Annotated in this window: 15 protein-coding genes; 9 read left to right on the forward strand and 6 right to left on the reverse strand. The window is 31.5% G+C overall.

Translation table 11 applies throughout. The features are described 5' to 3' along the window. Positions 1-3 precede the first annotated feature (3 nt). Positions 4-474 carry a tetratricopeptide repeat protein gene (locus ACTTA6_RS03820; protein WP_440614587.1) on the forward strand — a complete coding sequence of 157 codons (471 nt, stop codon included), beginning with the start codon at positions 4-6 and terminating at the stop codon, positions 472-474. A 40-nt stretch (positions 475-514) separates the two neighbouring features. On the opposite strand, the gene ACTTA6_RS03825 is transcribed toward ACTTA6_RS03820, so the two are convergent. From ACTTA6_RS03825 to ACTTA6_RS03835, 3 genes are all read right to left on the reverse strand, one after another. After that, positions 515-1567 (reverse strand): TRAP transporter substrate-binding protein, encoded by a 1053-nt coding sequence (locus ACTTA6_RS03825; protein ID WP_440614588.1) that lies wholly within the window; start codon positions 1565-1567, stop codon positions 515-517. 86 nt (positions 1568-1653) lie between these two features. Continuing rightward, entirely contained in the window at positions 1654-2943 is a 1290-nt protein-coding gene (locus tag ACTTA6_RS03830) for a TRAP transporter large permease (RefSeq protein ID WP_440614589.1), read from the reverse strand. Continuing rightward, entirely contained in the window at positions 2943-3539 is a 597-nt protein-coding gene (locus ACTTA6_RS03835) for a TRAP transporter small permease (RefSeq protein ID WP_440614590.1), read from the reverse strand. Before ACTTA6_RS03835 ends, ACTTA6_RS03830 begins: the two co-directional genes overlap by 1 nt. A 112-nt stretch (positions 3540-3651) precedes the next feature. Here ACTTA6_RS03835 and ACTTA6_RS03840 point away from each other — a divergent pair, with 112 nt between their 5' ends. Next, complete coding sequence (locus ACTTA6_RS03840; protein WP_440614591.1) at positions 3652-4617, forward strand: hydroxyacid dehydrogenase; 966 nt, start codon at positions 3652-3654, stop codon at positions 4615-4617. 44 nt (positions 4618-4661) lie between these two features. On the opposite strand, the gene iolE is transcribed toward ACTTA6_RS03840, so the two are convergent. Then, complete coding sequence (iolE, locus tag ACTTA6_RS03845) at positions 4662-5564, reverse strand: myo-inosose-2 dehydratase (protein WP_440614592.1); 903 nt, start codon at positions 5562-5564, stop codon at positions 4662-4664. Positions 5565-5702: 138 nt separating this feature from the next. On the opposite strand from iolE, the gene iolG reads away from it, so the two are divergent. From iolG to ACTTA6_RS03860, 3 genes are read left to right on the forward strand one after another with little or no spacing between them, the layout of a single operon-like run. Beyond that, positions 5703-6704, forward strand: coding sequence for an inositol 2-dehydrogenase (gene iolG, locus ACTTA6_RS03850; RefSeq protein WP_440614593.1), 1002 nt, complete (start codon positions 5703-5705; stop codon positions 6702-6704). Position 6705: 1 nt separating this feature from the next. Then, the gene (locus ACTTA6_RS03855) at positions 6706-7446 is read left to right on the forward strand and encodes an ATP-binding cassette domain-containing protein (RefSeq protein ID WP_440614594.1); all 741 of its coding nucleotides are present in this window, start codon (positions 6706-6708) and stop codon (positions 7444-7446) included. Then, positions 7443-8480: an ABC transporter permease gene (locus ACTTA6_RS03860; protein ID WP_440614595.1), complete on the forward strand. Its 1038-nt coding sequence runs from the start codon at positions 7443-7445 to the stop codon at positions 8478-8480. Before ACTTA6_RS03855 ends, ACTTA6_RS03860 begins: the two co-directional genes overlap by 4 nt. On the opposite strand, the gene ACTTA6_RS03865 is transcribed toward ACTTA6_RS03860, so the two are convergent. Next, positions 8481-9500: a LacI family DNA-binding transcriptional regulator gene (locus tag ACTTA6_RS03865; protein ID WP_440614596.1), complete on the reverse strand. Its 1020-nt coding sequence runs from the start codon at positions 9498-9500 to the stop codon at positions 8481-8483. It abuts the gene before it with no gap. A 142-nt stretch (positions 9501-9642) separates the two neighbouring features. Here ACTTA6_RS03865 and ACTTA6_RS03870 point away from each other — a divergent pair, with 142 nt between their 5' ends. The 4 genes from ACTTA6_RS03870 (at position 9643) to ACTTA6_RS03885 (ending at position 13405) form a co-directional block, all read left to right on the forward strand. Next, entirely contained in the window at positions 9643-10647 is a 1005-nt protein-coding gene (locus ACTTA6_RS03870; protein WP_440614597.1) for a substrate-binding domain-containing protein, read from the forward strand. 75 nt (positions 10648-10722) lie between these two features. Beyond that, on the forward strand, positions 10723-11577 hold the full coding sequence (locus tag ACTTA6_RS03875) for an SDR family oxidoreductase (RefSeq protein ID WP_440614598.1): 855 nt from the start codon (positions 10723-10725) through the stop codon (positions 11575-11577). Between the two features lie 19 nt (positions 11578-11596). After that, positions 11597-12439, forward strand: coding sequence for an amidohydrolase family protein (locus ACTTA6_RS03880; protein WP_440614599.1), 843 nt, complete (start codon positions 11597-11599; stop codon positions 12437-12439). Positions 12440-12442: 3 nt separating this feature from the next. Continuing rightward, complete coding sequence (locus ACTTA6_RS03885) at positions 12443-13405, forward strand: aldo/keto reductase (protein WP_440614600.1); 963 nt, start codon at positions 12443-12445, stop codon at positions 13403-13405. Positions 13406-13441: 36 nt separating this feature from the next. Here ACTTA6_RS03885 and ACTTA6_RS03890 read toward each other — a convergent pair whose 3' ends face one another. After that, the gene (locus tag ACTTA6_RS03890) at positions 13442-14281 is read right to left on the reverse strand and encodes a phytanoyl-CoA dioxygenase family protein (protein ID WP_440614601.1); all 840 of its coding nucleotides are present in this window, start codon (positions 14279-14281) and stop codon (positions 13442-13444) included. Positions 14282-14291: the final 10 nt, after the last annotated feature.

The raw sequence follows: 14291 nt of genomic DNA on the forward strand, positions 1-14291 counted from the left end.
TATATGTTGAGATACTTTTTTATAATTTTTTTTATTCCATCCATAGTTTTTGCAGAAATTGAAAATGCTAGAGATTTGATGGAAGCTGGAAAATTTCAAGAAGCTATGGAAGAGTTGATGCCAGCTGCTCGATCTGGAAATGCAGATGCTGAAGAACTTATTGGAATAATGTATGCAATGGGCCTTGGAGTTGAGCAAGATGATGTTAGAGCTTTTGAATGGTATCTTAGATCTTCGATGAAAGGTCATCCTGGTGCTCAATCGGGTGTTGGGTGGTATTATGAAATCGGTAGAGGACTTCCTGCCGCTGATCTTGTTAGAGCTTACATGTGGTATGGTTTGTCTGCTATTGGAGGCGATCCTGATGCTGCGATTTCTCAAGAAGAAGTTGTTAAAAAAATGACTCCTGAACAAATTGAAAAAGCGCATATACTTATTAAAGATTACAAAGCTTGGATTTATCCGTTTAGGTAATGAGGCGAATAATTAAATCCGCCCCATCATTAAATTAAGATTATAAGTCTTTGTCGTATGCACTTGATGCTTTTTTCTCAGCATCAGCAACTGCACTTGTTAAAGCGTCAAAGATTTGTCCTCCACCTTTAACATTTGACTTAAACCAATCATAAACTGGACTAGCAGCTTTTTTGAAGCTAGCTTTTTGTGCTGGAGTTGGAACATATAAATCTCCACCACCTGCTACAAAGTCTTCATATGCTTTGATTGATTTTCTTTTTGGAGATGCAAATGTAGCTTGCTGCAATGCATAAAATCCATCCGTAATAACTTTCTTAAGTTCTTTTGGCATAGATTGATATTTTGCATTGTTCATCCACCAAAGTGCTCCCATGTATGCATGACCGTCTAAAGTAACATATTTTAGACCTGCATCTGGAAACTTCATGTTCATGATGTCAGTTATTCCATTTTTAGAACCTTCAACTACACCTGTTTGAAAAGATGTAAATAATTCTGGCCATGGAATAGGAGTTGGAGATGCACCTAAAGCTCTAACAAGCTCTTGAGGTAAGTCAGCTACAACAGTTCTGATTTTTAGACCTTTCATATCTGATGGTTCTGCAACTCTTCTTTTAGTGTTAGCAAAATTTCTCCATCCACCAGTATTTCCGATAGTCATTAATCTTATTGTGTCGCCTGAATCTTTAAGAGCCATTTGTCTCATAGTTCTTACAAAATCACCTTGCATAACATCTTCAGCAATTCTGTCGTCTGCCATTAGATATGGTAAATCTAAAACTTGAACGTATGGGAATACACCAGCTGCTCCTCCAGAAGTAGAAATGTAAACATCAATGCTTCCATCTGAAACACCTTGTAAACATTCTGCTCCTTTAGAACATAACTGTGTACCTACAAAAAGTTCCACAGATATTTTTCCATTTGATGCTGCTTCAACATAGTTTTTAAATACTACTGCACCATCATAGTCTTCATCTTGATCATTGGAGTTCATTGTCATTCTTAAATTGTAATCAGCTGCTGAAACAGAAGCTGTAAAACTAATTAAAAATAAAAATGAAAAGAATGATTTTATTAATTTACTCATTATTTTTTCCCTCTCATTAAATATATATTTAAGTGCAGAAAATATACCTAAATTGAACCTCTGTGTCTATTATCTAAAAACTATAATTATTTTGCAAAACCTGTAAGTAAAGGAATGGTCATTGAGATTGATGGGAAGTACGTAATTAAAAATATTACAATTGCTTCTACTGCTAAAAATGGCAATATAGCTTTTGATATAGTTTCAACTCTTTCACCGGAAACTGATGATGCAACAAATAAAACTAAACCCATTGGTGGTGTTGCTAAACCAACAGTTAAGTTAACTGACATAATAATTGCAAAATGAACTGGATGTACACCTAATTCTACAAACACTGGTCCTAGTATTGGTCCTAAAATAATTATTGCAGGACCTGCATCTAAAAACATTCCAACAACAAATAGTAAAATATTTATAAGAAACAATAAAATATAGGGATTATCAGTTAATCCTAAAACAAATTCAGCAAGATATTCTGGTGCATGAGATAAGCTAACAACTGTTTTAAAAGCCATTGCAGCACCAACCAAAAGTAATACTACAGATGAAACCATTGCAGCTTTTGTCATAACCTTTGGTACGTCTTTCCACTCTAAAGATTTTAAAACAAACAAGCCAATAAACATTGCGTAAGCAGCTGCAACTGCAGATGCTTCAGTTGGAGTAAAAATTCCTCCAAGTATACCTCCTAGAATTATAACAGGAGTCATCAATGGGAAAAAAGCTTTCAAAGAAGCTTTTCCTCTTTGTCTCCATGTTGTCTTTTTTGTTACGGCAGGAAAATTATATCTTTTAGCCATAAACTTGATTGTAACCATCAAACTAACACCAACTAAAATTCCAGGAATAATACCTGCTAGGAATAAGGCAGCTACGCTCTCTCCCATAACGTATGCATAAATAATCATTATTCCTGAAGGTGGAATGATTGGACCGATTACTGAACTCGCTGCGGTAATTGCTGCTGAAAATTTTTTAGTATACCCTTGCTTCTCCATAGCAGGAATTAACATCGAACCAATTGCAGAAGTATCTGCAACTGCAGATCCAGATAGGCCAGCAAAAAGCATTGAAGTTAAGACGTTAACATGTGCTAAACCACCTTTTAAATGCCCCATCATCGCCTGGCTAAATTCTACTAATCTTTGAGTAATTCCTCCCCTATTCATTAGTTCACCAGCTAACATAAAAAAAGGAATTGCCATTAAAGGAAAGCTATCAATACCATTGTAAATATTTCTATAAAGCATTGCTCCATCTCTAGATTGATCATTCAGCCAAAGTAAAATTCCAGGAGCAGCCAACAATCCAAAAAATACTGGTAATCCAATTAACAAAAATAATAAAAATAAAGGGAGAAACCAAATTAACATTATTGGGTCTCCAATTTTTGTTTATCTAAATCTTCAGGTAATTCTAATTTTGTAAAATTACTTAAAAAATTTCTTAAAATTAACTCTATGTTTACTGAAATCAAAAAAACAATTCCAACAGGTAACGACATATACATCCAAGCTAATTTTATTGGCTCTGCTTTGCCACCAATTAGATTAAATGGAATTTTGATTGAAGCTGAATTAAATATCCATCCAGCATTAATGTGTTTCAAACCTAATTCAAGTCCAATGATCAAAACAAATAAAGATATGATCAATAAAAATAAGGTTAAAAAAGTTGATATGATTTTAGGTAAAAATCTTTCCAGCATATCAATTGAGACAAAACCACCCCATCTATAAGCTGAAGGAGCAATTAACCCTGTCATCCATAGCATTAAAAATCTCGCAACTTCATCAGGCCAAGGTAATGCGTTGTTGAGAACATATCTAAAAAAAACCTGGATCATAATTACGACAACCATTAAAAAAATTGCGATCCATGCAAATTGTCTTCCAATTCTTAGAAAAAAAGTATTTATCTTTTCAAGAAAGTTAAAAATGTAAAGTAGAGTTTTTATAGTTAAATTCACAACTAAATTTATTTTAATAAGAAAATAATTACAACTTTTTAAAAAACTATTTTACATTGTTAGATATTTTTCGTATTAGAAAAGCCTTCAACAGAAAAGCTTAAATAAAATTATGAGTAATAAAAAGAAAATTCTAGTTATCCAAAAAGTTCATGATAAAGGTATGGAATTAATTAATAACCATCCAGATTTTGATGTAGAGGTAACCGACGATGTTTCAGTAGAAAACTTAAAGGCTAAAATAAAAGATTGTGATGCTGCTTCAATTAGAATAGCAAAACTACCAGGTGAAGTAATTAACGAAGCCAAAAATCTTAAAATAATATCTAGACATGGAGTTGGCTACGATAATATTGATTTAAAAACAGCTAAAGAAAGAGATATCAAAATTGCTATTACAGCTAATGCAAATGCAGTTACAGTTGCGGAGCATGTTATGTTTGTCTTGCTAAATATTGCAAAAAGAAGAGAGCTTTATCATACAACGGTTAAAGAAGGTAATTTTAAGGATAGAAATAAATTACCCAAGACTATTGAAGTATGGAAAAAAAATTTCCTAATTATGGGATTTGGTAGAATCGGTAAAGCACTTATTAAAAGATGTTTAGGATTTGAAATGAATGTATTCGTCTATGATCCATTTGTAGATAAAGATACAATAGAGAAGCTTGGTGGAAAAAAAGTTGATAGTCTTGAAGAGGCAGTAAAAACAATGGATGTAATATCTTTACATATGCCTTTAACAGAAAAAACAGAAAATCTTATTAATTATGATTTACTTAAAACGATGAAGAAAAACTGCATCATCATTAATGCTGCAAGAGGTGGAATTATTCATGAGGAAGATCTTGATAAGGCTTTAAATGAAGATTTAATATTTGGAGCAGGTATTGATGTATTTAAACAAGAACCACCAGAAAATGATAATCCTCTCTTAAAGAATGAAAAAGTTTATTTAAGTCCTCATACAGCAGCATTTACTGATGAATGTATGACAAGAATGGGGGTAGAAACAATTCAAAATATAATTGATTATTTCGATGAAACATTGGAAAAATCAAAAATTGTAAGACTATAGTAAAAGATTTAATCTAAAAATTTAGATTTATTATTTATTGAAAATTAACTTTTATAAATCTCAATACCACTAAGATTTAATGTTTCAGTTAAATACTTGTAACCTATTTTTGCATATTCGAATGGATTTGCTTTTGCAGGATCTTGTTCTGCCTCTACTACTAACCATCCAGAATAATTTTTTTCTTTTAAAACATCAAATAAGGGCTTGTAATCAATACATCCATCACCTGGAACTGTAAATGCACCTTCTAAAAATGCTCCTCTAAAACTTAAGTCTTCTTTTAAAGATTTTTCTAAAACATTTTTTCTAATGTCCTTACAATGCATGTGAATTAATCTTTCGCTAAAGTCGTTTAATATTTTTAACGAGTCTCCCTGAGCAAACAGCATATGGCCAGTATCTAATGTTAGTTTTACACTATCATGAGTGTTCTCAAGCAATCTTACTGTATCTTGTTCAGTCTCTATTACAGTTCCCATATGATGATGATAAGCAAGTGGCATACCTTCGTCTTCAAGATATTTTCCCATTTCTGAAATTTTTTCATAATATTTTTTAGACTCTTCAAGATCCATTTGGGGTCTTGTAGATAATTTTCGATTTGGATCCCCTTGAATTGAGCCAGAAACTTCAGCAAAAACCATGCATGGTGAATTACAATCTTTAAAAAGTTTTAACTGATCTTGAATTAGATTTTTTTCTTCGTCGACACTATTTGTTCTTAAATTAGCTCCATACCAACCTGAGCATAGATTAAGATTAAATTTGCTAAGTTTTGGAATTAATTCTTCTGATTTTTTTGGAAATTTACCACCAGATTCAATTCCAATAAATCCTGCCTGACTAGCTTCAGACAAACATTGTTCTAAAGGAGTATCACCACCCAATTCAGGCATATCATCATTACTCCAGGCAATTGGTGCTATTCCTAATTTTACTGACATATTAATTATTTAAAAAGTTAAAATTATTTTTAAATTATGATGTTTTGTGCATCAAGAAAATTATAATTTAATTTGATGTTTAATTCATCATTTAAAAATGTTTCTTGATTTTATTTTTTAATTCTGTTCTATATTATTATGCTTAACTTTTCTTTAATGGGAGCAGGACGAATTGGAAAAATGCATGCTGAATTTATTGCAGCACATCCGAATGCAAAATTAAAATATATATATGATGTTAACTCAGAATTCGCTAAAGGAGTATCAAAATCAACAGGGTGTTCAATTGCATCTTCACCTGAGGAAGCAATAAATTCAGATGATGTAGATGCAGTTCTTATCGCTTCAGCTACACCAACACACACTCAATTTATTACAATGGCAGCAAAAGCAGGAAAGGCAATTTTCTGTGAAAAGCCAATTGATTTAGATATCAATAAAGTAAATGAATGCATGGAAAATATAAAGGGAACAAATGTTCCTATTCAAATCGGCTTTAATAGAAGATTTGATGCAAGTCATGCAAAAGCTCAACAAGCAAGAGTAAAAAAAGAAATTGGTGAATTAGAAATGGTTGTTATTACAAGTAGAGATCCTGAGCCTCCAGGGATTGACTATCTAAAAGCTGCAGGAGGATTTTTTAGAGATACCACTATACATGATTTCGATTTAACAAGATTTATTTTAGGGGATGATCCTGTAGTTCAGATATCTGCATTCGGAGGTGCTTTGTTTGATAAAAATTCACAGCAAGAAAAAGATCTAGATACAGCAATGTTTATTCTAAAATCAAAAAAAGGCGTTTTAATCCATATTAATAACTCTCGAAGAGCAGTTTATGGATATGACCAAAGAGTAGAGGTATTTGGAAGTAAAGGCATGGTAATTTCAAACAATCAAACCCCAACTTCTTTAGAAAGATACACAAGTACATCTACAAATGAAAAAGGACCCATACATTTCTTTTTTATTGAAAGATATGAGCAAGCTTACAGAGATCAATTTAATGAGTTTGTAAAATGTGTTGAAGATAAAACAAAACCATTAGTAGGATTTGAAGATGGGAGAAACGCTTTAATAATAGCTAATGCAGCATATGAATCATTTGAAAGTGGCAAAGTTGTAGATGTAAAATTCTAAAATGAGCATTCTTTCTTTAAATAATATAGAAAAAAATTTTGGAGCCATACAGGCTTTAACAGGGGTTAGTTTTGATATTAAAGAAGCTGAAACTGTAGGATTAATGGGTGATAATGGAGCGGGTAAATCTACACTACTAAAAATTATAGCTGGTAATTTTAAACCTTCAAATGGTGAAATAAAGTTTGAAAATAATACTGTATCATTTGAAAAACCAATAGATGCAAGAAAATCTGGCATTGAGGTAGTTTATCAAGACTTAGCTCTTTGTAATCATTTGACTGCAGCATCTAATGTTTTTCTAGGTAGAGAGATACAAAAAGGTATTTGGCCATTTAAATATTTGGATTATCCAGCAATGTTTAAAAAATCTTCTGAATTATTTGAGGAACTTAAATCTGAAACTCGACCAAAAGATTTAGTTATGCAAATGTCTGGGGGACAAAGACAGGCTGTGGCTATTGCAAGAACTAGACTTACAAATCCTAAATTAGTTTTAATGGATGAACCAACAGCAGCAATTAGTGTTAGACAGGTTGCTGAAGTATTAGATCTTATAAAAAGATTAAAAGATCAAGGAATAGCTGTAATGTTAATTAGTCACAGAATGCCAGATATATTTGAAGTATGTGACAAGCTAGTAGTATTAAGACGAGGCGAAAAGGTTTGTGAAAAAAATATAAAAGATTCTTCTACAGAAGAAGCAACAGGCCTAATTACAGGAGCAATAGACAGAGTATGAGTTCACTAAAATTTAATCAAGAAATAATCTCTAAGACAGAAAAAAATGTATTTCAAAAACTTGTTTCTGAACAATCTTTTTGGGTAACAGTAGCTTTATTTGGGATTTGTTTTATTATGTTTTTTGTAGAAGATGCTTTTTCTAGCAAAGACAATCTTTTTAATATTACACGAAACTTTTCTTTCATTGGAATAATGGCAATTGGAATGACATTTGTAATTATTACCGCTGGAATAGATCTATCAGTTGGATCAATAATGGGTGTCACAGGAGTAATATGTGGTTTATTTTTGGATGCACAATTTTTGCCTGAATGGTATTCCAAAGCTTCTTACTTTGAGGGAGTATACGTTTGGGTATCAATAATTTTAGCTTTACTTGCTGGTACATTAATTGGTGCAGTAAATGGATATCTAATTGCTTATGTTAAACTTTCTCCTTTTGTAGTCACTTTAGGAATGATGGCTGCTGCAAGAAGTTTAGCTTTAGTAGTCTCAAACAATAAAATGTTTTATGAATTTGGACCTAAAGATGAAATGTTTTATGAAATTGGAGGAGGTTCAATGCTAGGTCTTGCTAACGCAACTTGGTTATTAATATTTCTTACGATAGTTATGGGTTTAGTATTGAAATATACCTCATATGGCAAACATGTTTTTGCAGTTGGTAGTAATAAAAAAGCTGCTGAATTATCTGGAATTAATACGAGATGGATTGAAATGTCAGTCTACATGATCAGTGGACTATTTGCGGCAATTTCTGCTGTTATGATAGTTGGATGGATGGGCTCTGTAACTAATGCTTTAGGTTATACTTACGAATTAAGAGTTATTGCAGCAACAGTTATTGGTGGTGCTAACTTAATGGGTGGTGTTGGTGGTACTTTTGGGGCATTTATTGGTGCTGCATTAATGGAAACAATTAGAAACAGTCTTCTAATGGCTGGAATTGACCCTTACTGGCAAGGAACATTTTTAGGAATATTTATCGTAGGTGCGGTTTGGTTGGAAAAAGTTAAAAATAAGAAGAATTAATTAATAAACTTTTTTATCCATACAATTATATTTGTTGAAAATTAATATATCTGAAAAAAAAGAATTTTGATTATCTGAATTTTTCTCAAAATCTAAAATTTTATCAAATGCAACTTTAATTTCTAATTCAACATCATGGCTTATAACAAAATCCATTTTATTATTTTCTAAAAGATCTCTAGAATTTTTATTTAGTTCATGACCTACAAATACAATATGATCTTTTACATCCATTTCACTAATTGCTTTTGCGACACCTAAATTTCCTCCAGCAATATTATAAATTCCTAACGGTGGTCCATTTTCTTTAATATATTTTTTAACATATTTGTAACTTTGTTCCGATGTATCTAAATTAAAAACACTTTCTTTAATTTTAAGATTTGGAAATTCTGATCTTAATACTTTTCTAAAACCTAGCTCTCTTTCCTGTTGGCACCTGTATGGCATGCTCATGACCATCAAAATTGAACCTGATCTTTTCCCAACATTTTTTCCAATTATATTTGCAGCAGTAGATCCAGCATTAGATTGATTATTACCTATATAAGCTGATCTGTTCGAATTTGGAAAATCAGTGGTTAATGTAATTACAGGTTTTCCTTCACTTGCAATTTTACTTAGCTCGTTATTTATATTTTGATCCTCCTGTGAAACTATAATCACTGCATCAAACTTTGAAGTTTCTTTTAAAATTTTTACAAATTGACTAGGTTTAAATTCCTTTGCAGGAATAAAATATTTTATCAGATTAAACTTATAAATTTCATTATTAATTTTATCTAAACTCTCCTCAAGAGTCTTGTTATATGAAGGTCCTGATTGACAACAAATTAAAATATTTTTAGTTTGATTTTTATTATTTCCGTTTTGAAGGTTATTTAAAATTTTTAAGATTTTATCTTTAGTTTTTTTACTCACACCTTTTCTGTTATTTAAAACTCTATCTACAGTCGCTGTACCATACCCTGACTCATCGGAAATTTTCTTTATAGAGACATTTTTCCAATGATTCTTCATGCAAACATGGTATCACTAAATGATGTAAAATCAATCATTTGATGTATCACTTTTTAGTTGTATTACATCATTTTACTTGAAACTAAGACTCATTCTAAATAGTATTTGTTTAATAAATTAACTAACTAATAGAGAGAGAAATATGAGAAAAACAATAATTGCAATGTTAGCATTTATTTTTGTGTCAATTTCTGGAATTTCATATGCAGCTGATAAAGTTTTTGCATTAGTTCCAAAAGCTATGAACAACCCGTTTTTTGATTTAGCGAGAGATGGTTGTAAAGTTGCTGAGAAAGAAATTGGTGGGATAGAGTGTTTATACATTGGACCTGGAGAGCATACTGAACAAGAACAAGTTCAAATTGTTCAAGATTTAATTGCTAAAGGTGTTGATGGAATTGCTGTTGCATCTTCTAATGCGGCTGCAATGGCAAAAGCTGTTAAAGGAACAAATATTCCAATTATTACTTGGGACTCAGATCTTTTAACTAAAGATGCTGGTTTAAGAGCAGCTTATGTTGGAACAAAAAACTATGACATTGGTGTATACCTTGCGCAAATCGTTATGATGTTAAAACCTAACGGTGGTGAAATTTGTATACAATCTGGTGGTGCTGCAGCTGCAAACCACAATGAAAGAATGTCAGGAATAAGAGACACTATTGCTGGAAGAGCAGATTCAGGAACTTATCCTAGTGCGGCTCTTAAAGGTGAAAATGGATGGACTGAAGCTAGCGGATGTCCTCTGTACACGAACGATGATTTCCCTCTTTCTGTACAACAAATGGAAGATATCTTTGCAAAACATCCAAACCTAACAGCATTTGTACCAACTGGAGGTTTTCCTCAATTCGTATCTAAAGCTTTCAGAAGAGTTGCTGAAAAGCACGCAGATAGAATCGGTTCTATGAAAACTGCTGTTGTAATTGCAGATACTCTTCCAATGCAAATGGAAGATTTAGATGCTGGAAGAACACATGGTCAAGTAGGTCAACAACCTTATATGATGGGCTACAAAGCTATGTATGTTCTTAAAGATATAGTAGATGGTAAAGCATTAAAATTTGACAACCCATCACTAAAAGCAATCTATACAGGTCTTGATGTTTGTATGAAGCCAAACATTGGATCTTGTATTGCGGGATAAAATCATTATTCTTCTTAAAAGTTTCTAAGCCCAATTTTTATATTGGGCTTAGTTGTCTGTATAACTTAAAATTTTATGACTAATAAATATATATCTGATCAAGCTAACCAGTTTAAAAATAAAATAATAATTGTAACAGGAAGTACTCAAGGTAGTGGAGCTGAGACAGCAAAATTGCTTGCAAGCAGAGGTGCTAAAGGAATAACTATCTGTGGAAGAAATAAAGATAAAGGAAACAAGGTAAAAGCTGAAATAGAAAGTATGGACGTGGAATGCTTATACGTTCAAGCTGATTTAGAAAAACTTGAAGATTGTAAAAAAATAGTTTCTGAGACTGATAAAAAATTCAACACTGTAGATAGTTTTATTAATGTTGCTGCTTTTACAGAAAGAGGAACGATCTTAAGCACTACAGAGGAAAATTATGACAAAAATTTTAATGTAAATGTAAAAGCTCCTCTTTTTATGATGCAAGATGTTATAAAAATAATGATTAGAGATAAAAAAAAAGGAACTATTGCTCATATTTTATCAATGGCTGGATATAGTGGTATGCCTTTCTTAACTGCTTACAGCTCTTCTAAAGCAGCATTAGCTATAATGATTAAAAATGTTGCAAATTCAGTATCTGGGCACCAAATAAGAGTGAATGGTGTAAATTTAGGTTGGACAGATACGCCAGCAGAAACAGTAATTCAAAAAAAATTTCATAATGCAGATGATGACTGGTTAAAAAAAGCGGAAGCCAAAGTTCCATTTAAAAGATTAAACAAACCTTTGGATGTTGCTAAGATCTTAGCTTTCTTGTGTTCAGATGAGTCGGGTATTATGACTGGAAGCATTGTTGATTTTGATCAAACAGTTGCAGGATGGCATTCTTATTCAGCATATGACACTAAGATTTTAGATGAAAGTATTTTGGGAGAGTGAACCTAATTTAAAATAACTTATGAAAGTTATTGATTCACATCAACATTTTTGGGATCCTTCAAGGTGTGATTATCATTGGATGCCAAAAGACAATCTAATATTAAATCAAAAATATGAAGTTAAAGATTTAATTCAAGTTTCTGACTCAATAGATTTACACAAAACTGTTTTAGTTCAAGCTGCAGCAACTAATGCAGAAACTGAATATATGTTAAACATTGCTGAAGGTTCTGATTTAGTTTGTGGAGTTATTGGTTGGGTAAATTTTGAAGACCAAAATCAATTAGAACAATTAAAAATTTTCTCAAAACATCCTAAATTTCTTGGTGTTAGACCTATGATACAAGATATTCCAGATGAAAATTGGGTTTTAAATAAAAATTTTGATACTTTTTTTAAAAATATAATTAATTTAGATTTAAGCTTTGATGCACTAGGATTTCCAGTGCACTTAGAAAATTTTTACAAAATTGCTACAAAATATCCTTCTCTAAGATTTATCATAGATCATTTAATGAAACCAAAAATCTGTAATAATAAACAAGAAGAATTTATTCATTGGCAAAAAGGTATGAATAAATTATCTAAGCTAGAAAATGTATATTGTAAATTTTCTGGTATGGTCACAGAAGCCTGCGAAAATTGGACTGAGCAAGATCTAAAGCCATATATAGATGAAATATTAAATCTATTTACTGATAAAAAAATTTTGTGGGGGTCAGATTGGCCTGTTTGCAACTTAAGAACAAACTATTTAGGATGGTATAATGCAGCAACAAATTTACTTAAAGAATTAAGTATAGCTGAAAAACAAAACATCTTTTATAATAATGCAGTAAAGTTTTATAAACTAAAAATATAATTTATGAAAAAAAATAAAATCAAAAATACTGGTGTTGAAGTCACTGAATTGAGTTTTGGAACTTCTTCTTTAGGAAGTATGCCTGATACTTACGGTTATGAAGTACCTGAACAAAGAGCTCAAGAAACACTAAAAAGATTTTTTAAAGGTCCAGTAAATTTGCTTGATACTTCAAGAAATTATGCAATGGGAGAAAGTGAAAAAAGAATTGGTATAGCAATAAAAGAAAATGGTGGATGGCCAGAAAACTTTGTCTTATCAACTAAAATTGATAGAAATATGGACACATTAGTTCTTGATAAAAAAAGAACAAGAGAGTCTGTTGAAGAAAGTTTAAAAGCTTTAAACGTTGATTCTGTAGACGTTTTATTTCTACATGACCCAGAATACGTAAAAGATATAAATGACGTAACTAAAAAAGATGGGGCTTTGGATGAATTGTTTAAAATTAAAGAAGAAGGTTTGGCAAAAGCAGTCGGTTTAGCTATGGGAAGAATAGATATTATGTTCCCAATCTTAAGAAAGTGGGACTTTGATGTCATAATAAATCACAACAGATACACTTTGTTAAATAGAGAAGCAGATGAAATGTACAGCTATGCTCATAGTAAAAATATATCTATTTTCAACGCTGCCCCTTACGCGGGCGGTGTTCTGGCAAAAGGTCCAAGTAATTTTAAAAAAATAACTTACCAGGATGCTACTGAAGAAAAACTTGCACCAGCTAGAGAAATAGAAAAAGTTTGTAAGAAATATAATGTTGAAATGGGTGCTGCAGCTTTACAATTTTCTATGAAAGATAAAAGAATAACATCTACTATTTGTGGTGTTACTAGTGTTCAGAGTATTGAGAAAAATATTTCATGGGCTGAAACAGATATTCCAGAAGAATTTTGGAATGAAGTTTTAAAATTACCTTACTCAACTAAAGATCCGGAGTCTGAGAGGACATATACTCCAGGCTAAATTTTAAAAAAATTTAAGAAAAAATAGATTTTATAATTAATCTGAATTATTTTCATAAAGGGTTGGAAACATTTTACCACTTAAATCATCACCGTTTTTATATCCATTAGCCTCTATAATTGATCTTTCTTCTCTAGCCCAATCACCTCTATAAATTATTTTTGAATTTTCTTTCGCCATTCTAAGTGTAAATCTATTTATATCTGATTTTGGAGTAGTTTCGTGTAAAGCTCCATGCAAAGTCCTAATATCAAAATATACACAATCTCCTACTTCTAAATCCCATTCTAAAAACTCATAATTTTCTTTATTAGAAATTATATCTGGTGTTAATTCATACTTAACACCATTCACAACTCCTTCTGCTCCATCAACTTTATGGCCGTCTTTAAAACGAGTTCTTAGAAATAATTTATCCCACAAATGAGAGCCTTTTATCCAGGCTATAGAGTCTTCTTTTCTTACTGGTTCAAGAGGTATCCACAAAACACACATGGAACCTTCAAAATCAAAATAAGAAATATCATGATGAAATGGTGGTTTAGATGTAGAGCCAGCTTCTCTAAAAAACCAATTATCCATTACTAAATTAATCTGCTTAGCATCTAGTAATTCAGAGGCAATTTTAGCTGTAGGTGAATTAAAAACAAAATTCTCAAATTCTTTATGCAAGTTCCATGTCCAAAAATCCTCTAAATAACAAGGTAAATTTGGATCTAGGGTGTGATTGGTAAACCTGGGGCTTGGATTGTTTTTTGCTTTATTTATTCCAGATCTTAGAAGCTCAATCCATTTGATATCAAATTTATTTCTTAAAAATACCGCTCCATCTCTTTTAAATAGTTTGATCTCATTATCATTTAAAATTTGACTCATAGATTATTTA

The sequence above is a fragment of the Candidatus Pelagibacter sp. HIMB1636 genome (assembly GCF_052047675.1).
Taxonomy (GTDB): Bacteria; Pseudomonadota; Alphaproteobacteria; order Pelagibacterales; family Pelagibacteraceae; genus Pelagibacter.